This window comes from Streptococcus ictaluri 707-05, assembly GCF_000188015.2.
GTDB lineage: Bacteria > Bacillota > Bacilli > Lactobacillales > Streptococcaceae > Streptococcus > Streptococcus ictaluri.
Genome location: NZ_AEUX02000001.1, coordinates 289,821 through 311,337, shown reverse-complemented (window position 1 = coordinate 311,337; position 21,517 = coordinate 289,821). Strand labels below are relative to the sequence as shown.

Annotated in this window: 24 protein-coding genes, 1 tRNA gene and 1 pseudogene; 3 read left to right on the top strand and 23 right to left on the bottom strand. The window is 39.4% G+C overall.

Annotated features, from left to right (window positions below):
* Positions 1 to 66: 66 nt before the first annotated feature.
* The 19 genes and pseudogenes from STRIC_RS11690 to STRIC_RS01395 all read right to left on the bottom strand — a co-directional run bounded on the left by STRIC_RS11690 (position 67) and on the right by STRIC_RS01395 (position 15,238).
* Positions 67 to 3,749: pseudogene (locus STRIC_RS11690) on the bottom strand (SspB-related isopeptide-forming adhesin).
* A 56-nt stretch (positions 3,750 to 3,805) separates the two neighbouring features.
* Positions 3,806 to 4,501, bottom strand: a complete 696-nt coding sequence (locus STRIC_RS01475) for an LPXTG cell wall anchor domain-containing protein (RefSeq protein WP_008087082.1) — start codon at positions 4,499 to 4,501, stop codon at positions 3,806 to 3,808.
* Between the two features lie 5 nt (positions 4,502 to 4,506).
* A complete protein-coding gene (locus tag STRIC_RS01470; protein WP_008087355.1) occupies positions 4,507 to 4,812 on the bottom strand; it encodes a hypothetical protein in 306 nt (101 codons plus the stop codon).
* 367 nt (positions 4,813 to 5,179) lie between these two features.
* Positions 5,180 to 7,453 carry a C39 family peptidase gene (locus STRIC_RS01465; RefSeq protein WP_008087093.1) on the bottom strand — a complete coding sequence of 758 codons (2,274 nt, stop codon included), beginning with the start codon at positions 7,451 to 7,453 and terminating at the stop codon, positions 5,180 to 5,182.
* 25 nt (positions 7,454 to 7,478) lie between these two features.
* Complete coding sequence (gene ssb, locus STRIC_RS01460; protein ID WP_008087327.1) at positions 7,479 to 7,805, bottom strand: single-stranded DNA-binding protein; 327 nt, start codon at positions 7,803 to 7,805, stop codon at positions 7,479 to 7,481.
* Positions 7,802 to 8,020 carry a helix-turn-helix transcriptional regulator gene (locus STRIC_RS01455; RefSeq protein ID WP_037582094.1) on the bottom strand — a complete coding sequence of 73 codons (219 nt, stop codon included), beginning with the start codon at positions 8,018 to 8,020 and terminating at the stop codon, positions 7,802 to 7,804. Before STRIC_RS01455 ends, ssb begins: the two co-directional genes overlap by 4 nt.
* The gene (locus STRIC_RS01450; protein WP_008086927.1) at positions 8,017 to 8,202 is read right to left on the bottom strand and encodes a hypothetical protein; all 186 of its coding nucleotides are present in this window, start codon (positions 8,200 to 8,202) and stop codon (positions 8,017 to 8,019) included. The genes STRIC_RS01455 and STRIC_RS01450 overlap by 4 nt, the downstream gene beginning before the upstream one ends.
* A gap of 18 nt (positions 8,203 to 8,220) precedes the next feature.
* On the bottom strand, positions 8,221 to 8,727 hold the full coding sequence (locus STRIC_RS13015) for a hypothetical protein (protein ID WP_008087040.1): 507 nt from the start codon (positions 8,725 to 8,727) through the stop codon (positions 8,221 to 8,223).
* Complete coding sequence (locus tag STRIC_RS13010) at positions 8,724 to 9,218, bottom strand: replication initiator protein A (protein WP_008086950.1); 495 nt, start codon at positions 9,216 to 9,218, stop codon at positions 8,724 to 8,726. The genes STRIC_RS13015 and STRIC_RS13010 overlap by 4 nt, the downstream gene beginning before the upstream one ends.
* Positions 9,219 to 9,222: 4 nt before the next feature.
* Entirely contained in the window at positions 9,223 to 9,402 is a 180-nt protein-coding gene (locus STRIC_RS01440) for a hypothetical protein (protein WP_008087291.1), read from the bottom strand.
* A gap of 36 nt (positions 9,403 to 9,438) precedes the next feature.
* Positions 9,439 to 10,113: a DUF2786 domain-containing protein gene (locus STRIC_RS01435; RefSeq protein WP_008087162.1), complete on the bottom strand. Its 675-nt coding sequence runs from the start codon at positions 10,111 to 10,113 to the stop codon at positions 9,439 to 9,441.
* Complete coding sequence (locus tag STRIC_RS01430; protein WP_008086997.1) at positions 10,103 to 10,381, bottom strand: hypothetical protein; 279 nt, start codon at positions 10,379 to 10,381, stop codon at positions 10,103 to 10,105. Before STRIC_RS01430 ends, STRIC_RS01435 begins: the two co-directional genes overlap by 11 nt.
* Positions 10,382 to 10,649: 268 nt before the next feature.
* Positions 10,650 to 10,913, bottom strand: coding sequence for a DUF3850 domain-containing protein (locus tag STRIC_RS01425; protein ID WP_008087306.1), 264 nt, complete (start codon positions 10,911 to 10,913; stop codon positions 10,650 to 10,652).
* Positions 10,914 to 11,096: 183 nt separating this feature from the next.
* Positions 11,097 to 11,468, bottom strand: a complete 372-nt coding sequence (locus STRIC_RS01420) for a hypothetical protein (RefSeq protein WP_008087045.1) — start codon at positions 11,466 to 11,468, stop codon at positions 11,097 to 11,099.
* Positions 11,469 to 11,838: 370 nt separating this feature from the next.
* Positions 11,839 to 11,925: transfer RNA gene (locus tag STRIC_RS01415), tRNA-Ser, on the bottom strand.
* Positions 11,926 to 11,984: 59 nt separating this feature from the next.
* Positions 11,985 to 12,620 (bottom strand): tRNA (guanosine(46)-N7)-methyltransferase TrmB, encoded by a 636-nt coding sequence (gene trmB / locus STRIC_RS01410; RefSeq protein WP_008086998.1) that lies wholly within the window; start codon positions 12,618 to 12,620, stop codon positions 11,985 to 11,987.
* Positions 12,620 to 13,435: a cell cycle regulator CcrZ gene (ccrZ, locus tag STRIC_RS01405; protein WP_407635921.1), complete on the bottom strand. Its 816-nt coding sequence runs from the start codon at positions 13,433 to 13,435 to the stop codon at positions 12,620 to 12,622. Before ccrZ ends, trmB begins: the two co-directional genes overlap by 1 nt.
* A gap of 39 nt (positions 13,436 to 13,474) precedes the next feature.
* The gene (locus STRIC_RS01400; RefSeq protein ID WP_008087062.1) at positions 13,475 to 14,509 is read right to left on the bottom strand and encodes an ABC transporter permease; all 1,035 of its coding nucleotides are present in this window, start codon (positions 14,507 to 14,509) and stop codon (positions 13,475 to 13,477) included.
* 3 nt (positions 14,510 to 14,512) lie between these two features.
* A complete protein-coding gene (locus tag STRIC_RS01395; RefSeq protein ID WP_008087092.1) occupies positions 14,513 to 15,238 on the bottom strand; it encodes an ABC transporter ATP-binding protein in 726 nt (241 codons plus the stop codon).
* Between the two features lie 303 nt (positions 15,239 to 15,541).
* Here STRIC_RS01395 and STRIC_RS01390 point away from each other — a divergent pair, with 303 nt between their 5' ends.
* Together STRIC_RS01390 and STRIC_RS01385 are read left to right on the top strand one after the other, a co-directional pair.
* The gene (locus STRIC_RS01390) at positions 15,542 to 15,961 is read left to right on the top strand and encodes an HIT family protein (protein ID WP_008087183.1); all 420 of its coding nucleotides are present in this window, start codon (positions 15,542 to 15,544) and stop codon (positions 15,959 to 15,961) included.
* Positions 15,958 to 16,269 (top strand): hypothetical protein, encoded by a 312-nt coding sequence (locus tag STRIC_RS01385; protein WP_008087284.1) that lies wholly within the window; start codon positions 15,958 to 15,960, stop codon positions 16,267 to 16,269. The genes STRIC_RS01390 and STRIC_RS01385 overlap by 4 nt, the downstream gene beginning before the upstream one ends.
* A 180-nt stretch (positions 16,270 to 16,449) precedes the next feature.
* Here STRIC_RS01385 and lytR read toward each other — a convergent pair whose 3' ends face one another.
* The 4 genes from lytR to STRIC_RS01365 form a co-directional block, all read right to left on the bottom strand.
* A complete protein-coding gene (gene lytR / locus STRIC_RS01380; RefSeq protein ID WP_008087198.1) occupies positions 16,450 to 17,586 on the bottom strand; it encodes a glycopolymer--peptidoglycan transferase LytR in 1,137 nt (378 codons plus the stop codon).
* A gap of 4 nt (positions 17,587 to 17,590) precedes the next feature.
* Positions 17,591 to 18,109 carry a GNAT family N-acetyltransferase gene (locus tag STRIC_RS01375; RefSeq protein ID WP_008086980.1) on the bottom strand — a complete coding sequence of 173 codons (519 nt, stop codon included), beginning with the start codon at positions 18,107 to 18,109 and terminating at the stop codon, positions 17,591 to 17,593.
* A complete protein-coding gene (gene tsaE, locus STRIC_RS01370) occupies positions 18,102 to 18,545 on the bottom strand; it encodes a tRNA (adenosine(37)-N6)-threonylcarbamoyltransferase complex ATPase subunit type 1 TsaE (RefSeq protein WP_040831763.1) in 444 nt (147 codons plus the stop codon). The genes STRIC_RS01375 and tsaE overlap by 8 nt, the downstream gene beginning before the upstream one ends.
* 118 nt (positions 18,546 to 18,663) lie before the next feature.
* Entirely contained in the window at positions 18,664 to 20,124 is a 1,461-nt protein-coding gene (locus tag STRIC_RS01365) for an NCS2 family permease (RefSeq protein ID WP_008087002.1), read from the bottom strand.
* Between the two features lie 244 nt (positions 20,125 to 20,368).
* On the opposite strand from STRIC_RS01365, the gene STRIC_RS01360 reads away from it, so the two are divergent.
* Entirely contained in the window at positions 20,369 to 21,181 is an 813-nt protein-coding gene (locus STRIC_RS01360; RefSeq protein WP_008087298.1) for a Cof-type HAD-IIB family hydrolase, read from the top strand.
* The last annotated feature ends 336 nt before the right edge of the window (positions 21,182 to 21,517 follow it).

Below are 21,517 nucleotides of genomic sequence, written 5' to 3'. Positions count from 1 at the left end.
GGTTACTTGCTAGAGAGAATGGATAGACCCAAGGTAAAATCCTTTTATGGCTTATCCATTAATAACTTACTGTTGACGCTTTTTAAGCCCTACAAGGCCTAAGAGTGAGAGTAAGGCGGCGCCAAGCACCGTTAGGACAGATACTCCTTGCTCTCCTGTGGATGGTAAAGCTGGAGCTTTTGGAGTTACAGGTTGTGGTGGTTCTGGCGTATGAGTGGTGACTTTATTAGATTTCACAGGATTACCGTTGACATACAAGGTGTACTCATTTGTCACATCGCCTGCTTTGATTCGTTTAACCACCACAAAAACATCTGCCCCAAAAGCACTACTACGTGGAACTTGTGCAAGGAAGTCTGCCTTAAAGGCCAACTCATAGTGACCTGTCTCCTTATTGTAGGTTGTCTCAGTGTACTGAGCTAAGTCAGTGCCTTTAGGGATAATAGTACCATCTGATAAAGTGATATCAACTGTCGCAAGGACCTTATCTTTCTGGTAGAGGTCATGCGTATTCTGGAGTTGATCCACAAATTTATATTCTGTTAGGTCATAGCCACGACCTGCTGGGATGACCCAACCTTCCAATTTATAAGTTACTTCATCACCGATTTTCACTGTGCCATTTTGGATAGACCTACCATCTTGGTCAAGCACTTCTTTATGAACAGCTAGTTCAGGGAGATGGTTAACCACGATATTGCCGTAATAGCCATTCCCCATATCTAATTGATAGGTTTGATTAGTAATGTCACCTTTCTTAAACTCCTGTTTAAGTTTAAAGGACAAGTTGTAGGTAATGTCTAACCCTTTTTGAACATAAGCTTTGTAAAAAGCCGCTGGATCTTTAGCTACCCACATGTAGAATTCACCGACTGGAGAAATGCCTGATGCCTTGATCAGTGCTTTTAGCTTATCGTCAAGCATATCTTGAGACAATACATGGCGCATCTACTAAGAGATTAGTCACATCATCTCCATTAGCGGCCTTAATTGAATTCACAACCAGTGAATGACCATCGATAGCTTCATCCTTGTAATCATCGACATAGATAAAGCCTTTCATGACACTTTCTTTGGCAGCTGTCATCCCTTTGTACTGATCAAAATCTTGCTTAGCCAGGTAAGTCAGGGTACTGTTTGGCAAGACAGACTTCCCATCAATGGACTGACCTTGTCATCCACAATGGTTTTAGTTGGTTGAATCAGATTATCATGCGGTGTTGGATTATCTCCTCCTGGGTTACGAGGTGTTTTTGGATCGTTCCCTGGTGTATAGATCACTGGTGTGTTAGAGGTTACCGTATAGCTACCATTTGGAGTAGTGACCACCGTCTTAAAGGTATTGTGGTAAGTCCCCGCATCATTCAGTAAACGACCAACCAGTGATACCTTAGGGACTTCTACATCTTGGTCACGTTTTAGCATTGAAGTTCTCCAAAAGGGATTGCGAAGCCTTAAGACTAACCTTGCCTGCTTCATCTGTTGTTATCACCCAATCAGGAGAAAGGGTTTGTGTGGTGGTAACATCTAACTCAAAACCATCTGGTAGTGGGTCGATTAGCTCATAGCTTGTGATATCCTGACGACCAGCTTTGAGAGCGGTATTAACAAGCTCCCACGTTACCGTTGATCCTTTTGGTACCAGTTGTCCATTAACATTAACCTGATCACTATTCGTCACAGATTTAACATTTGTTGGCGTTTGTTCCACTTGAACAGGATGAACCATAACCTCATAAACGACTTTTTCAGGAACGGTGACATAGGGTTTCACAACTGGTTTAATCGGGTCATAAACCTCTGGCGTAAAGCCTTTGAGATCTGGTTTAACCGCTTCAGGTTTAACTGGAGTTGGAGGAACCGGTTTTTCCTTCTCTATATTTGGAACATCATCAGTCGGTTTTTCTGGGGCTGGTGGCAATGGTTTTTCTGGTTCTAAAACAGGTTTAACTGACTCTGGTTTAACTGGAGTCGGTGGGACCGTTTTTTCCTTTTCTAAGTTTGGAACACCATCAGTCGGTTTTTCTGGGGTTGGCGGCAATGGCTTTTCTTGTTCTAAGACAGGTGTCACCAGTTGTGGTGGCTCGCCTGGAAGCTCTGGCTTAGGTCTATTAGTATTATTAAACGTTACAGATAGGTTAGAAGGCTCACCTGTCACCCAGACATCCTTGATATTGGCTAATAAGAAGGACTCTCCTTTTTGACCAGCAGCGAGGTCAAAGGTCTTGTTTACCGTATAAGTTTTATGAATATCAATCTTACCAGCTTGACGCACATCAAACTTAGTATGGAAAATCTCCTGATTCGCATTATCATAAATCCAAACGTTTTCCTCAAACACGACGGCTTCTGGTTCTGCAACATTAGTGTGATCAAGATGCGTTAGAGTAACAGACGTAAGGACGCTCTTCACGTTTCCTGTTGTTGGATCAACCGTCTTTGTGATGAGGAGTTTCCCATGGATATTGACCTTACCAACAAATTTTTTCCAGTCATGAAGTTGTTTTGTCCACACAAAAGTATTGTCAGCACTGTTATAAGTAAACTCATCTTTAATGACATCGCCGTTTGGGGCTGTGGCTGGTTCGGCACTAAAGATAGGATCCAATGTGACATTGTCAGGAGCTTTTGCCAAGTAATCTTTTAAGGCTTGGGCTGCTTCCCCGTGTTGTTTTTCATAGTCAGCCAAAACCTGTTGGTTTTGACGTTCTGCTTCTTGTCGAGCCTTAGCATTACGATCATGAATAGCGGCATTTTCGGCTTTGATACGCTCAATTTCTGCTAGTTTTTCTGATAAGCAGCTTGAGCTGCTTGATTGGTTTGATTCGTCGCTTGACCTGCTTGTTCATTACGTTTACGGATAGCTTCATTTTCTGATTCAATCTGCTTGATTTCTGCCAATTTTGCTTCATAAGCTGCTTGTAGCGCTTGGTTTTGACGCTCTGCTTCTTGTTGAGCCTTAGCGTTACGATTACGGATAGCAGCATTTTCGGCTTTGATGCGCTCAATATCTGCTAGCTTTTCTTGGTAGGCTGCTTGGGCTGCTTGATTAGCTTGATGAGTCGCTTGACTAGCTTCTTGGTTGCGCTGACGGATGGCTTCATTTTCAGCCTTGAGTCGCTCGATTTCAGTTAACTTGGCCTCATAGTCTGCTTTTAATTTGGCATTCATGGTATCAGCCGCTTCTTGCGCTTGTTTGTTTTGTGCATCTACTTGAGCTTGAGCTGCTTCATTTTTAGTTTTGGTCTCTGCTTCTCCTTTAGCGTTAAGAGCATCAACCCTTTCTTTTTCATCACGATTGGCTTGAGCAATAGCTTTGTTTCTGCCATTGCTTGATTAATAGCTGCCTTATTGGCTTCTTGTTTAGTTGTCGCTTCTGTGACAGCTTGAGTTTGTTTCTCTAAATCGGCTTGAGCAGATGATAAGCTATCATGCGTGACCTTCTCAGACTGTTTTACAGTAACACCTGCTTCTTGAGCTGTTGTGACAGCGTTATCCCATTCAGTGTTGCTTACCTCTGATACCAACTCCCCTGATTGATGGCCAGCTTGATGAGCTAGCTGTGTTTGATCAGCTGTTGGAGGGGCTTGCAAGGTGGTTAAGTTGGTAGCTGGGTTCAGGGGTATGCTTTCATTCGCAAAAGCTGTTGATCCCAACGTCAAAGCTCCCGCTAAAGCAATACCACAAACAAGACCATAGGCCTTTGTTTTTCTAAAATAGCCATAACCCTTAGTTTCCATTTGTTTCATATTATTTTCTCATCTCTCTTCTAGGTTGCTTTTTGTGACGATCCCAGGTCATGTAATTAGTGTGATACTTTTTTCTTAACAGCGTAGCCTAAAACCGAAATTAACATCATGCCCAAGTAACCAAGTACGCTTTGTTTATCACCTGTTTTTGGCAAGGTCTTTTTAGCACCTGTACTATCTGTAATGGTCACTGTCCCATTAGGGTTAACGTGGCCACCAAGGCTCTCAGGGGTAACGACTTGTGTACGGCCTGCTTGGTCACGAATAATCACCTGACTGTCCTTAGTACCGATAACTGTTTTGTCTGGTGTGACTGGAATCGGTTTAAAGACCACTTCACCTGTCGTGGTATCCACCTTTTCAATAATGTCTTTTGAAACATTATCTGGGACAAGCTCTTCTTTTTTCGTGTCTTCACTAGGCCTAGAGGTTTCAGGTGTTACTTCTTCCTTAGGCTTTGTTTCCTCTTTAGGCGTTTCAGCCTGACCTGGAACAGTTGCTGGCTTGTCTTCTTTCCCAGCTGATGGGGTGGTCGGATCCACTGGCGCTGGTAGCTCTTCTTTAGGTGTTTCTGGCTCTGCTGGTTTGTCTGGGACTGGGAGTTCAGGTTGACTTGGAGCTGGAGTGACCACCTCTGTAGAGGGAGCGGTCGGATCCACTGGCACTGGGGTCTCATCTACGTAAGCAAGAGAGGTTGTGAGTAGGGCCACTGTGGTCGCTGTGAGGACACTAAGTAATTGTTTTTTTGTCATAAGAGTTATTCCTTTCCTTTTCGGTGATACCCCCTACCGGTTAAACGTAGTGGGCTTTGTCGGTTGATTCTACGAGCCACTAAAGTATTTTGCGATTTGATGGTTCGTATCTGGTTTAAAATCTTTGGGTAAGGGATAATGACATCAATCTCTTTGAGGATGCCGTCCACATACCCTTTTGTCCTTTGAGTCGCATGTCTTGCTCTTAGAGTGATCAGTGTCCCATCTTCTAAGAGCGCTGTAGCGCCTCCTTGTTTTCCTAATTGTTTTAAGTCACTTAGGGTGACTACTGTTTCATTTTCATCAATCATTGGTTTCTCCTTGATGTTAATAGGCTGAAATGAACAGCCATGCTGGAAGAGGTCTATCACCTCTTCTCGGTAGTTTTGACACACGGTTTTTAGTCTAGGTACCGCAAACTCCTTCGCCTTAGAGGACAGGTCAAACTCTGGCTTTACGTTAAGTGGTCAGCACTAGCTATCCTTTTCTAGTTACAAACACCGCCCCCTTTTTTCTTTTATGCTTAGACCACGCTGATCAGGGCGGTGGGGGTATTTAGTTGACAAAGGACTGTGAGCTCGTTTACCTGCTCGAAGCAACAACTGTTGAGGAAGACTAAGGGATAAAACTACCCTAGCAGTTGCTGGTTGGAGCAGATAAACTGCTCAGTTCATTAGCTTACCAGGCTTTCTTTTTAACAGAGACTAGGCCAAGTAGAGAGACGAGAGTCATTCCTAATAGGCTTAAAAGCGATAAGGACTGCTCACCTGTCTGAGGAAGGCTACTTTGAGAAGTAGTGGCACCAAGAACCCTTTGATGACCTTGCTTGTCCATCGGTTGTACGCTAACAAGAGAAGTGTTCATTGTTTTTGATGATATTTCTGCTACAGTATCAGCCAACTGTATTGTCCCAGACACGTAATCTGTTACGTGTCCTACTTCATTGATCACAGGAACAGCTTCTTCCCCCTTAGCTTCAATCTTAGCTTTGCTTTCAGCTAATTGTGAGTGACGTTTCGCAGCTAAAACTGCTTGATAGGCTTTAAAGATGGCTTGATACTGTGCTGTTAGGCCAGCCTCTTTGGCTTGCAAGGTTTTTAAGGTCTCAAGTTCTTGTCCTAAACGAGCACTTGCTTCACCAAGAACCGCCTTAGCTTGGTTTACTTTATCTTGACTGTCTTGTCTCAATTTTGTCACTTGCTTAAGATTCGTCACATAAGTCTGTTTTTGGGTAAGGTCAGCCTTAGCCTGTTCGACTGCTTTTGTCGCACGGTCAAGATGTTCTTGAGCTAATGGGAGGGCTTGAGTTAACTGTTCTAGGCTTGTCTCTTGAGCTGCTAGCTCCGTTTGAGCTTTAGCTAGGTCATCTTGTTTAAGGGTTAGATGTTCTTGAGCTTGCTTAAGATTAGCTGTTTTCGTTTCTAGGTCTTGTTCTGCTAATTTAGCTCTTTGTTTCGCCTTATCCAGCATATCTTTGGTTGTGACTAAGTTAGCCTTAGCTGCAGCTAATTGGTCTTTTGCTTGTGAGGTTTGAGACGCGACTTGTTCTAAGGCTGTCACATTTGCTTGGGCTTCAGTTAAAGCTTGATTATCCAATTGTACCGCTTGATTAGCTGTAACTTTTTCTGCCATTAATTGAGCCATCTGTTTCGTCATCAAGCTAATAAAGGGAACACCAACCCCATCCACATCTTCTGGGTTATGACTTTGATGATTCCATAAATCAGCTAAATTGTGATAGCCAATATTATTGCGATTGTAAGGATCATAGACATAAGTGTTCCCATCTTGATAACCTCTTAGTGCTACGTCATGACTAGCTGACCATCCCCAAGATAAAGGCGCAAACTTCTCATGGTGTTGAATGGAATTAATGACATAGTGTCCATCTTGTAGCGCTGTTTGCACTTGATCTAAGGTTTTTAAAACAGTTGGAACTAAGCCAAAATGTTCAGCCGCTTTCATAGCACCAATACTTGAGGTGCCATCAAAACGACCATTATTAAACTCACCAATTTGGTATAAGTAATCTGCGACTTCCAGAGGACTAATGTGTCTCCCTACTAATTCTGAGAAGGCCATAGCAAGAGAAGCTGGCACACATCCTGTCGCCGCAAAGGTCTTCCCACCATAGGCTTTTTGCCACTCGTTATCTCTTTGGTTAAAGTAAGTGCCATTTTCAACTGGCTTAGTCAGACGCTCTGCTTCAATCGCAGCCATGACTTGTTCTAGAGTTGTTTGTTTTTCTGTTAATTCTTGAGACTTAAGGTTAAGCTCTTCTTTGGCATGTCTCACATCAGACTCATGTTTAGCATCTGCTTCTTGAGCCTGACTAACTTGTGTTTCTGCTTTCGTAACCGCTTCTTGAGCCCCTAACACTTTTTCTTCCGCTGCACTGACATCAGCGGCTTGATTACTTGTCGTGAGAGCTGCTTTGGCTTGATTAACAGCTTGAGTAGCACTTGTCACTGTAGCTTCTTTCTCAACAACTGCTTGAGACGCTTTGGCGACTGTTTCTTTCTGATGGTCAACTGCTGTTTGGGCTGTTGATTCAGCCTCTTGAGCTGCTTCAAGCTGTGCTTGTGCATCAGTAACAGCACTTTGGCTAGCCTCAGCCTCTTCTTGGGCTTTTATTAGACCTTCTGGCGTTGCTTCACTGGCTAGTTTTTCGGCATCATTAACCGCTGTTGTCGCATCAACTAAAGATTGTTGGGCTTGAGTTTTTTCTGTTTTAGCAGCTTTCACCGTAGCTTCCTGATCCTTAAGGGCTTTCGTTGCCTCATCAGCTTTTGCTTTAGCGTCCGCCACTTGACTTTCTGTCACTTCCGTATGTGTCACAACTTCAGCTACTTTAGCTGGTCTTGTGTTTGATAAATCATCTGCCTGCACAAGACCTGTGCCTGTAGATAAAGCGGCGACTGCGATTCCTGTTAATACTTTTACTTGTTTCATGATATTCTCCTTGTTCTTAGAGTGATTAGTTGTCATTAGCTGGCTTTGATAAGACTTGGAAAAAATTTGACCACACTTCCATGACAAAATGTTTTTGCCCATCTTTGTCATAGCTCCTTGTTCGTAGCTCACCCTCTACACTGATGAGTGTTCCCTTATCCGTCCAGTTCACTAAGTTTTCAGCAGCTGTTCCCCAGATGATGCAAGGAATGAAATCGGCCTCACTTCCTGACCCGCCTGCTTTCTTTTTCCGATTAATCGCTATTGTAAATCGGGCATAGGTCTTCTTATCTGGCGTTTGATATAACTCAGCCTTTTTAGTCAGACGACCAATTAAGTTTGTATTATTCATTGGCTTCTCCTTGCATGATTGTTTAGTAGGTCATCTATCGATACCTGAAAGAACTGTGAGAGCTTTTTAGCATTATCCGTTGATATCCTATGGTTCCCTAATTCCCAATGCGAGATCGTTTTACGCATAACACCTATTTGATCCGCTAATGCTTGTTGGGAAAGGCCGGCCTGTTTACGTAGCTCCTTTACTCTATTTTGAGTGATAGTTGTCAAGTGGAGTCACCTCCTTTCCGTCTATAGTGTTCCTTGTCTTCTGCAAGCTCTTTAAGAGCTTGAGCTTTCTCCTCAGGTGGGAGATTGAATATAGCTTTAGGAATGGCAATCACACTTTCTTTAGGGCTTCTACCAACCTTTAGCAGTTCACGTGGAAGCTGTTTAAATTCATCTTGTAACATGGTTTTTCCTCATTATCTTTAACTATCATTATTTTCTTCCTCAACTCCTCTTGAATACCTTAATTCAGCTTGTCTATGGGCTATAATTTTAGCTTCCAATCGCCTTTCTTCCTTGAGGTTTTCAAGCATCTTCATGAGATAAGCTAGAGGGTGCTCACAGTCATAAGGCATTCGTTCAATCATATCGATTACTTCATGACTTGTGATATACTCTTGTGTCAAGTACTGACCAATCATCATTTTTTGCTTATGCGTCAAACTATAATTTTGAGAATTTCCTGTAAAGAGGTCAATCTGACAAAACTTGCCATTATACCTGTCCGCAATTACTTGTAAGAGCGAATAATATTTAGGCGGAACATAGGTCACAGAATGTTCTTGGAAAGAAGTGTTATTAGTTTCAGTAGGTTGTGGCCGTTCGTCAGAATCGGGCACAGCCTTTCTAGAACTATTATTATCTTTACTAGAGTTAGTATTACTAGTATTAATATAATTCGGGTCAATATTTTTGACTGGCCCCGTCAATTTTTTTGACCCCCCGGTAAAATATTTTTACTGGGGGTCTTTTGATGTTGTTCTTGTCTTTTTTGAAAGGCTTTCTCTTGGCGTTCAATACGTTCTTGTTTATATTTCTCAGCATCATAGGTCATAACATTGCCTACATAAATACGATTAGCCACTTGCCCGTCCGCATTAGAATACTGATTAACTTCATAGATTAAGCCATAGTCCGCTAGAGCGTTTTTTAGCTTGATGGCTTTGGGTTTGGAGCAATTAAAATAACGTTGAATCTCTGCATTTGAAAACTGAATATATACACGCCCTACTTCATCTACCCAACCATTCTTAGCAGAGAGTTCTAAACGATTCTTCATCATGCCATAAAGCGTTTTGCCATCTGATACCAAGTTTTGGTAATGAGTATCTTCCCAAAGTACCCAAGGCATCCTAAAAAAACTTTCAGATGTTTGCATTTGTTCTAGCGTAATCGCTGAAAATTGATCTAAACCAGTCATGGTATCACCCCTCAAAAATTCTTAAGTTAAGACTGCCATTAGCAGAAAACTGAACTGTCTTTTCTGCTTCTAGCCATTCTAAGGCTTTAAGGACTCTTTCTCGTGACCATCCTGTTTGTTTCATGAGGTCGACGACCATCATATTTTTGGTTAATTGCGCTAGTGCAGATTGTTTTGATGTCATGAATTCTCCTTTTCAACCAATATTAGTATTTGAATACTATTTTTGTTTAATCAATTCTTCAGGCATTAACCTTGTTGCTTTCGCCTGTTTAAGACCAGTCACATATGCCTCAGAATCAAGTTCAACTTGAATAGTCACTGTTTTTGTTTTTAAGTCTCCCATCCGAAGTCGCTGTTCTTTTAAAACTTCTGCTGGAACTTGAACCACTAACGCGAATTCTTCTGATGATTGAATTTGTTCTTTGAAACGTTGATTAAGTCCCTCTAAGAAACCTAGTAAGTAAGATTTTTTATAATCCTTCCAACGTGCTTTAGAAACTGTAGGGAAAAGTCGTTTTAGGCGATAGTCAAGATACAATAGAGCACCTTCATAAACTTTAGTGCATAATTCAGCATCCGTATCATACCCAAAGAAAATCATCTGAGTAATACCTTTTTTAACCAGTCTTCTTCGTATGGTTTTACATCGAAAATTTTCACCTAGAATGGCTGCCAGTTTTTCTTTCCACCACACCATCCTGTATTCCCAATGCCCTACTGTCTCGCCTATGTTATCATTTCTTTGAGTGGCCTTAATATCACTCATAGACAACTTATGCTTAACCATAAGTTTTTGAGCCATCAGAAGCGCCGTTTGCCCTTCCTCGTCATTTGGTGCATCATAAGCCAATTCAAGTAGGTTTTGTACTTTTCCAATGATTTTATTTTCCATATTCTTCCTCTAAATTATCTAGTTGTAGAGCTTGTTCATAGGCTTTCCAAAAATCTTCTAGTTTCCCACTTAGCGGCAATTCCCCGTAGTCAATGTAGCATTGGATAGCTTCATCTAGATTAGTAGAATTAGTTCCTGCAAATGGCACGTTTTCTAAATCGACTGCTGTATTATCAAGTATGGATGACTTTAGGTGTTCTAATAGGATAGCTCTGCTTCTAGCATTTTTTAAAGTACTTAAAAATAATTTTCTATCTGTAATAGCCATATCAGCCTATCTCCTTCTCCGGTATCAATTGTTTTAATTCACTAGAGAATCCATTTTCCACCCAGTCTTCAATCATTTGATCTATTTCTTCTTGTGTCATAACATCTCCCCTTTTCCAACTTCTCACTTCAGCAAGCCCAAGTAATTAAAAATCGTATACATTGATGCCAAAGCATTTATGACAAAGAGAAACAAGTCTAACAAATAAGGTTCCCTCTTGTGATAGTTACTGATAAACATGGGGTAGAAGACAAAAGCAAAACTAATGTTAAAAATAATCAATGGGCTCATTTGTCACTCCTAAAATTACATAACCATCTTTTAGACCGATAAAGTCCGATAGAATATAAGTTATTTTTCTAACAATACAGCGATAGGGATAGGTGTATCCTTTTTTGGGATCATATTCTCTCAGTAACAGTTCATCGCCAACTTTAAAATCTCTATCGTTATAGCGACATTCAAATGTCTTTGTCCCATCCATAATAGCCTTAAAATACTCTGGATAACAGTTCAGCATGTGTTGTGTCACTTCTTTTCCTCCTCTGCAGCTTCAATAAACTGAAGTTCAATAAGCTTATTACTGGGATGCAAAAGTATACGTCTCTTCCACTCTTGCTTTGTGTGCTTTACTTTCCACAATGGAATCACACCAAATAGATATAGCTGTGCAGTATAAAGAATCTCATCGTCTCTACTCTTCACAATGAATCTCCTACACATAATTCATCAAGTCTGGATTAAATTCCAAAGTAAGCCATAAGGCTTCTTCTTGTGTGAGTTGCTTGATATGACCCCAAGTGCCATTTCTGGAATGTTCACAGTAGGGATATGTTCCGTGTTTATTTCGAGGGCTTAACTCATGGATGATGCCATCTCTTACAACTTCCCATAGAAGGCTTGAAGGTTTGTAATAATAACCATTTCTTAACCAAATTCTGTTTAGATCATCATATGGAGATGCTTTCTCTTCTTTAGGAAAAGTTTCAGAATCTGAAACAGTCACTTCTTTCTCTTCATCAAGATCTATCACTTCAAATATGTCTAGAGTTTCAATATCCATGATGATTTCAATATTATTTGACATCTGTTTTGTGTCCTTTCAGCAGTTTTAGGCAACGAAAAAAGAGAACGAATTTCTCGTCCTCTTAAGCTATAGGGTATTCAATTTTACGTTTCCCAAAACTCTAGACACTTACACTTGACAGACTGCAAATAAAGCGTATTCTAAAACCATTTAGCCTCCTGAAAATCAAAAACACTCAAGCTACTAACCTTTAAGATCAAAAATCCCCTCTACTAGTAAAAACAATTGTAATAAGTAAAGACCTATTCATAAGCTCAAAATCAGAGATTAAAAAAATGACCATAAGGTCAAAAACATTTTTCAAAATTTTAAAAATGACGGGTGAAAAACGGGTAAACACCCCAAAACCCTGATACATCAAAGGGATAAAAGGAGAGGAGGGGATTCGAACCCCCGAGCCCCGTTAAGGACTACACGCTTTCCAAGCGTGCGCACTCGGCCACTATGCGACCTCTCCAAAGTAAGAAGCTGATTAGCCAGCTTCATTAGTGTATCATTTTTTTAAGCAATTGGCTACTAGAAATTTGCCTCAACTCGGTAAATGACTTGACCTTTACTAGAGAATTTCTCTTCATATTCTGTCATGACATTTCCTTCGTAATCACTGGCATGTAAATCAAGCCAAACTTGTCTCAAGGTCATACCATATTGGGAGAAACTAGCTAAACTGTATTCAAATAAACCTCTGTTATCCGTTTTGAAATGAATTTGACCATGTTCTGGCAAAATTTGCTTATAAGTATCCAAAAAGTCTTTATAGGTTAGGCGACGTTTTTCATGCTTAGATTTTGGCCATGGATCTGAAAAATTAAGATACATCATATCCACTTCACCATCTTCAAAGTAGTTGGTCAAACTAGAGCCATCCACACGCAGCAACTTAACATTAGGTGCACAAGAAGCCAAGACCTTATCCAAAGCATAGCTCAAAACTGACAGCTGGATATCAATACCAATGTAATTAATATCAGGATTTTTTAAAGCCATCCCAGTGATAAAGCCACCTTTTCCTGATCCAACTTCGATATGAATCGGATTATCATTGCCAAAGACGCGATGCCACTTCCCTTTAGCATCTTCAGGGTTAAGGATAACATAGTGTGGGTTGTTCGCTAAGTGCTCTTCAGTACCTTTTCGTTTTCTAACTCGCATTATTTCTTTCTAAACATTTCTCTAAATTTACGAAGGGCATAAATCTCTTGGTTAACATGCTCCATATCCCTTTTATCAAAACACTTAAGGATTTGAGTGAGATAAGAAAATTGACCATACCAAATGATTTTTTCCATGACCTTCTCATTGTTTTTGTAACCATAATAAGCTAACCATTCTGGCCAGCGTGATCTAGGGATATAGTGACTTAAAAGGTAAGCAACATCGTACATTCTGTCTGTCAAACGAACAGAATCCCAATCCACCAAATAAATCATACCACTAGTTGTGATTACCCAGTTACTGTGCTTGATATCACCGTGAACAATGGTAGCCACTTCCGAGCGAAACTCAGGTAAACTACGCTTTAATTCTCTTACTATAGCCTGCAAGTAAGAGTTTTGTTGAATTTGTAAGGGCGCATTTTGCTCAAAATCAACTAAAAGATCAGAAGGATTTTCTATTTTATAGTTCAACTGCAATAGCTGATTAACCAACTTTTTGGATTTGTGAAGGCGCAGTAAAATATGAACAATCTGCTTACTGTTCATATCTTCCTTGGTTAAGGTTCGACCATCTAACCATTCTTGGGCACTCATCATATCGCCATTGCCCATACGCTTAGCCCAGAGCAATTGAGGGGCAATCTGTTCTTTGGCTAAGGCAGGTAGAATAGGTGTTGTGTTGAGCTTGATGAAAACACTATCGCCATTTGGATAGGTTCCTTTATAGGCTTTACCGCTTTTGCCTCGCAAGGGAGTTAAAGCAAGATCTTGTTCAGTTGTGGTCACCTTATCACCCTCCTTTTCTATCATTTCTAATCGTTTATTCCTATTTTACTTGTTTTAAATCACTTAGTCAATTATCTTCTTTAACTTATAAGGTAAGTAGAAAAAGTTAAGAATTCCCATGACAAGGACAAGTCCAATAGCCGCATTAAGGGAATGGCAAACCACAAGGTTAACCACAAGAATCAGAAAACTTAATTTTCGTAAAAAAGAAAGGAGATTGCTTGCTTTTAGGCCTTGATTATCTGGATAAAGATGAGACATATAATGATAGTCGTAATGATGATAAAGAGACAATAGCTGAAAGAGAATCAAATAATCAAAAATCAAAGCCAAACCAAGAGCCAAATAAGTATGAGAAATAAAGAGCAAAGAAAGCACACTTAGCAAAAGCAATCTCAAAAAGAGGCCTAGATAATCCGAACTTCTTAAAAAAGCTCGTAAATAAAGATTTGTCCATTGCTCCTTGTGAGTCGTTTTCACAAGCTTAAGTAAAGGATTTAAGTAGCTACGCTTCTTCACCTTGGTTGAAATCCCCTTGACGTTTGTAAACAAAGAATAGAATTTCAAAATAGACTGTTTACGATTCTCTTCAAAGGTAATTGCTTTTTCCCAATCTAAGCCCTTATCAGTGATTAATTTTCTCACTTTAGATGTTAGGATAAAGGCACGTAAAGCAACCAGAAGTATCAAGAAAAGAATAAAAAAAGGAAGTGACATCCCTAACTTGTAAAAGAAAGGAAATAAAAAGGAGAGTAGCACAGTCTGTAACAGTGACCAAATGACTAATGACGTACGGGCTGCTTTCTTGATTTGCTTGATAACTGCCTCTTCTTTTGGCAAGAGAAAATGCTGATCTGCTTTTTCTAAATAAATCCCCACAGAACCCAGATTCATAAGTAGAACAACTAAAATGACTAAGCCAAGTTGAACAGGAAAATGGTTTTTAGGAAAATGCTTTAAGAGTTGGCTGTATTGAACCAGAATAAAACCAAATAAGAAGAGTAAAACGAGTACAAAGTGATCATTAAAGACATAAGGAAGATACTTAGCTTGTTGCTCTTGAAAAGCTCGACGACGTTTCTTAAATAATGCTTCCATAGCCTAAACCTCTTTTGTCAATGCCAGATAAATATCATTTAGACTTGCTGAGGGATCTCCAAAGGTTTCTTGCAAATCTGCTAAAGTCCCTTGAGCTCGTACTTGACCTTGATGCAAAATAACAAAACGGTCACACATTTTTTCAGCAGAATCCAGAACGTGGGTGCTCATCAAGATAGACTTCCCTTTAGCTTTTTCAACTTCCAACGATTGAATCAAATCAGAAATCGCTAGTGGGTCTAATCCTAAAAATGGTTCATCCAAGATAAAAAGACTAGGATCAATGACAAAAGCACAGATAATCATCACTTTTTGTTTCATTCCTTTTGAAAAGTGAACAGGAAACCAGTCCAATTTATCAGTTAGACGAAAGAGTTTCAAAAATGGTTTAGCTCGCTCTTGAGCCACTTCAAGGTCAATATCATAAGCCATAGCAACAGTATTAATGTGCTCAGCCAGGGTCAATTCCTCATAAAGACTTGGTGTTTCTGGAATAAATCCAATTTTCTTACGGTATTCAAAAGCATTCTCAGCCAAGGTAAGGCCATCAATTGAAATATTACCTTGATAGGGTTTCAAAAAACCAATGATTTCATTAATGGTGGTTGATTTTCCAGCGCCATTGAGGCCAATCAAACCCACCAGTTCGCCATCATTCACCGAAAAACTCACATCCTTTAAGACAGGAATGTTGAGGTATCCACCTGTTACGTGTTCAATTTTTAACATATCATTTCTTTCTAATATTCAATCCGTTTTATAGTAACCATTATATCAAATTCTATTAGATAAGGAACTTGAAAAGGTCAAGCAACTGGAAAGCTTCTCTTTCCTTTTAAACCCCTTATGTTTTCTTTTTTAAAAACAACTAATAGTATACACATTTTTCTAATTTTTTCAAGCGCAATTCGCGACAAAAGTAACCTCTTATGAATGATGCTTTTCGGATTTTTACATGTCAATTCCCCATGCTTTTTGTTATACTTATAAGTAAGTATCCTACTTAAATAGAAACAAGAGAAGGTGACTCATATGGACAACTGTATTTTTTGTAGTATTATCAAGGGAGACATTCCTTCATCAAAAGTTTATGAAGACGATCAGGTTTTAGCCTTTTTAGACATCTCTCAAACAACTCCAGGGCATACCTTATTAATTCCTAAAAAGCACACGCGAAATGTGCTTGAAATGGATGAAGAAACAGCAGCAGCTACTTTTGCTCGATTGCCTAAAATTGCTCGTGCTGTCCAAAAAGCGACAGGGGCTCCTGCCATGAACATCATTGCTAATAACGAAGAGTTGGCCGGGCAAACCGTCTTTCATGCCCATATTCATCTAGTCCCTCGTTATCATAGTCAAGATGGTATTTCTATCCAGTATACTACCCATGAGCCTGATTTTGAGAGCCTCGCTACATTAGCCCAAGCTATCCAACAGGAGGTCACATCATGAAAATCAAATCCCTATTAGCTATTGGACTAACTTCCCTTGCTGCCTATAACGTTTATCAAAAGCGTCATGCCATCAAAGAAACCTTAGAGACTTTTAAGGAGTCTAAAGAAGCTATTCAATTTGATGTTGATAAGATTAAAGTAGACTTAGCCTTAATCCAAGACCAAAGCAAGCAAGTTCAAGCCATCAGTAAAGACTTAACTTATAAATGGCGTGTTTTTAATCAAGAAACACAACCTCAACTTAAGCAAATCCAAGATCGTCTTTCCAAATACCAAGAGATGAGTGAGGATGCCAACGAAAACTAAATAAAAGACAAAAACCGAAACAGATAGTGAGTATTTTCTCTCGTCACCTGTCTCGGTTTTTCTTGTTTAAGGTTCTAACTGACTACTAGCACCTGAACTAGAAGTTCCACTATCAAGAAGCGGAGCTTCTGTCTGTGGGCTCGGTGACGCCGGCGCTGAAGCCTGGTTGTTAGGAGATACCTATTCATTTGAAGCCGTTCCACTGTTATCCACATAAGAAGGGTAGGTAATTTGTGGTTCCGTATAAGATTGAGAATACGCTGAACCACTGTAGTCTTCTTGAGCTGAACTATTTGCTAGTGAGCCATAAAGATTCTCATAGACCGTAGCACTTGTTTTTAATTGGGTGACTTTATTAAGACCCAGCTCCATACGAATACGGTTTTGTGTTTCTAAAAGGTGATCGCTGGTTACTATCTGGTAAGAACCACCATCTGCTAAGGTAGCATCCTCTCCTTTTAGTTGGAATGTCTTAACAGTTTTCAAGGCATCTGTGTAACCCAACAAACTTGGAATAGTAGCTGATGAAATTTCAATATTGGTTTGCATATTGCCACTAACTGCAGAAAGAATCTTGCGATAAGAACTAATGCTATTAAGGGCTAAAATTTTCTTAAGCACCTTTTGAATCACTTCACGTTGTCGTTTTTGACGCCCATAGTCTCCTTCTGGGTCGTCATAACGCATGCGAGCATAAACGAGAGCTTGCTCTCCATTTATTTTATGCGTTCCAGGAGCAACCGTCGCTTGATATTCTGGTTCATTTTCCGAAATGGAAATAGGGAAATCAAATTCATTGGTAACCGTAATGCCACCCACAGCATCAACAAGATCAATTAAGCCTTGCATATTAATTTGAACATAATTATCAATAGTAATATTTAACAAATCCTGAACGGTCATAATGGCCATTTGAGCGCCACCTGAAGCATAGGCAGCATTTAGCTTAGCTTCGGCACCATCCATATCATTGCCACGCGGTCCAGATAAGGTCACCAAGATATCTCGTTCTAAACTGGTCATGGTCGTTGTTTTGGTCTTAGGATTTACCGTTACCAGAATCATAGAATCGCTATTACCCTGCCACTTATCTGAACGCTCTGCAGAACCTGTGTCTACCCCCATTAAGAGGATAGAAAAGGACTTTGTTTGTTTAATGGCATCACTTTTCTTAGAAGAAGTTGAAAAATCTTTAAAAGTCTTTGACAACTCATCGGTTGAAAAGGTATATGCACTGGTAAGGTAAACACCAACAGCCACTAAGCTTGTTACAAAAATCGCTGTCAGCATTAATAATATTTTAGTTCCTATTTTCATCTAGTCACTTAGTGACATGTTTACACATATCGTAAACATCCCATTCTTCTCCGTCCTTTGATTTGATGCCATTTTCTTTGACATTTATAACATGAAAGCCATTTTTGTGATATAGATGTAGGGCAACTTGGTTTCTAACCTGCACATCTAAAAACAAGCTCTCTAAATCTGAATGATTAGCCCAATCCAGAGCTAACTCCAATAAGAGCTGACCTAATCCGTGTCCTTGATAATCTTTTAAGATTGCCATAAATAGATTGCCAGACTTGCTTGATTTATTCACATCAGCTGCAATATTAAGCAGCCCAACTAACTGCTCTCCTACTCTGAGCAAGAGACAAATATCTAAAAAAGAGCTTTGGCTTCTCTCAATAAAAGCTTGGATGTCCTCGAAATTTGCCCCTAAAACTGCTTCGGTATGACTAATATAATCAGTTTCTTGAGCTAGTCTTTTGAGCAGAGTTAAAAGCTCCCTAGCTTCACTGGGTTTAGCTTCTTCTATTGTAACCACATGATTAGACATCTTGAATAGCTCCTAGGAGCTCTGCCCCACGAGGACCATGAGCTACCAATCGTACTTGACGTCCCTCGTCTTTTTTTTCTAGGATAACTTCTAAGTAATCACTCAGAACATGCTCACCCAAAAGCTCTCCCCACTCGATGACAGTCACGCCATCTCCGAAAATAAAATCATCTAAATCAATCGAATCAGGATCATCCCCAATACGATAAACATCAAGATGATAAAGTGGAAGGCGCCCTTCATATTCTCTTACAATGGTATAGGTAGGACTCTTAATCATTTGGGTAATCTCTAATCCTTTAGCAATCCCTTTGGTGAGAGTTGTTTTACCCGAGCCCAACTCACCTGTTAACACTAAAAGATCGTTTGCTACTAGTTTTTGCCCTATCTTTTGCCCTAATCTTATAAGGGCCTCTTCATTTTCACTATAAAACATAAAGATATTATAGCAGAAAAGCCTTTTTGTTCCAAGCGCTAGCGTGATTCCACTTGCTTTCTTCACTTCTAGCACCAAGACAGCTAAAAAGAGATGGCTAAGCACCTCTTTTTAACGATTAAATAAAAGCTAAAATAACAAAGTTCAAGATAAATAAGAAGGTCGCTCCCCAAAGAATAGGATGAATCTCTTTGGCATTTCCTTTAACGATTTTGACTAAACAGTAGAAAATGAAGGCTCCTGCGATACCGTAAGAAATAGAATAGCAAAGGGCCATGAAGAATGCTGCAAAGAAAGCTGGCAAAGCATCTTCAAAATTGCTCCAATCCACATCAAGGAATGAAGATACCATCATGACACCGACAATAATAAGTGCTGGTGCTGTTGCTGCTGCTGGCACGATTCCAATGATTGGAAGTAATAAAGTAGAAAACAAGAAACAAATGGCTGTTGACACAGCAGTTAATCCAGTACGTCCACCTTCAGCAATTCCTGCTGCTGACTCAACGTAAGTGGTTGTATTTGACGTTCCAAATAGGGCACCAATTGAAGTACCAATGGCATCGGCAAAAAGGGCACGATCCATTTTAGAACTAAAGCCTGTGCTATTTTCTAGAGCTTCTTCATCTTCTGCTGAGAAAATTCCTGTACGACGCCCAGTACCAATAAAAGTACCAATGGTATCAAAGGTGTCAGAAAGACTGAAAGCAAAAATGGTCATTAAAACAAGTGGTAAACGACTAGAATCACTAAAGAGTGATGACATACCACCAAAAGCAGCTAAGAAGGTTGTTCCAAGTTCTGAAAAGGCAGAACCTATATGATTATCAGCAAAGTTAACAGTTGATAAATCAACCACTCCCATAGGAATACCCACCAAAGTGGTCACAATAATACCGATTAAAATAGCACCACGAACATTTTTGATAACAAGAATAGCCATCAAAAACAAGCCAAATACCGCTAACAGAACGCTAGGTTGGGTGAAGGTTGAAATGGCTGGTACAACACCACCATTGGCATTAACAGAGAAAATGCCCTTAGCAAATGTTTCAGCTGTTGCCTTTGCAGGCTCAACGCCATTTACAGCAACAATATTTTGAGATGATAATGAGAAGTCGATAATATCTGCATTCTTAAAGCCTAAGTAAGCCACAAAGACCCCGATACCGCCACCGATAGCATGCTGTAGACTAACCGGAATCGCTTTGATAATGCTTTTTCGGAATTTTGTTACCGTAATAAAGATATTAAACAAACCACATAGGAATACCATAGCCAAAGCTTCTTGCCATGAGAATCCTAGGCCAAAGACAACCGTATAGGTGAAAAAAGCGTTTAAGCCCATCCCTGGTGCCAGAGCATAGGGGACATTAGCAAAAAGCCCCATAATAAGAGTTGAAATCGCTGCAGCAATAATGGTTGCCAAAAATACAGCCTTTGAAGGCATTCCTGCAGCACTTAAAATACTTGGATTAACAAATAAGATATATGACATGGCAAAAAAAGTGGTTAAACCAGCCATAATTTCAGTTGAGACACTTGTCCCATGTTCTTTTAAATTAAAAAACTTTTCCATTTGAATGGAGTCTCCTTAAATTAGATAGGTAGAAATCAAAAAAGCTCTTATCCCTTGATAAGCCTTTTTAAAACACCCAAATTACCGATTTTTACGAACGATAATAACATTATAACACTAAATCGTTCCTATTTCAATAAGTCTTATCCTTTTTCATTAAAAAGATTATCTCCTTTGTGCTTATTTCTTACTCTAACTGATATTTTTGCTTTCACTGAGAGTAAAATCTGTTATAATTTTAGGTATGACTAAGAAAATAATTGCGATTGATTTAGATGGAACCTTACTTAGACAAGATAATACCATCTCAGAATACTCAGAAAAAACCATAAAAGCTGTACAAGCTAAAGGACATCAAGTGGTCATTTCTACCGGTAGACCTTATCGAATGGCCTTAGACTATTACCTTCAATTAGACCTCAAAACACCGATTATCACCTTTAACGGCTCCCTAACTCATATGCCAGAGCAACGTTGGGAATTTGAGCATAATGTCACTCTTGATAAAAGCTACCTATTAAAGTTACTAAAGTACCAAGATGATTTTCAAATGGACTTTATCGCCAGTGAGTACCGTAAAAATTTCTACATTACCATGAATAGGCCTGAAAGCATCAACCCCCAATTATTTGGCGTTGAAGCCATCACAAAAAACATGGCATTAGAAATTGCCAAAATCACTCGAAATCCAAATGCCTTATTAACTCAAACTCATCATGAAGATAAGTATGCCCTTGCTAAAAGTATGCGTGCTTTTTTCAAAGATGAAATTGAAATCGACTCATGGGGAGGTCCCCTCAACATTTTAGAGATTTCACCTAAAGATATTAACAAAGCTTACGCACTTGATTACCTTCTTAGAATTTTTAATAAGGATAAAAAAGATTTGATTGCCTTTGGTGATGAGCATAACGATACTGAAATGCTAGCTTATGCAGGAACAGGCTATGCCATGAAAAATGCCAGCCCTGTACTCCTACCTTACGCTGACAAGCAACTGAGCTACTCCAATGAAGAAGACGGCGTTGCACGAAAACTGGAAGAGCTTTTCTTATAAGAGCAAACGAAACCACTATTTTTCTGAAAATGGTGGTTTTCTTTGTTTATTGGATCAAGTAAAAATGAAAATAAATCTAATTTTTTCATCATTTTTCAGTATATTTTTGATTTTATATAGTATGAAAATCCCTTTTAAATCACTATTCTTCTTATATCCTATAGAATTCTGAAAATTTTTTCATGTTTTGTAATATTTTTCCAAAAGGGGTTGATTTTTTAGTGAAAACGTTTTAAAATAGAGACGTTCTTGAATTTCGTTTAAGTGAAAAAGAATTGCCAAATTTATTTTGGAAGGAGATTATTCTTCTTCATTTCAACGAGAAATATTTTATAA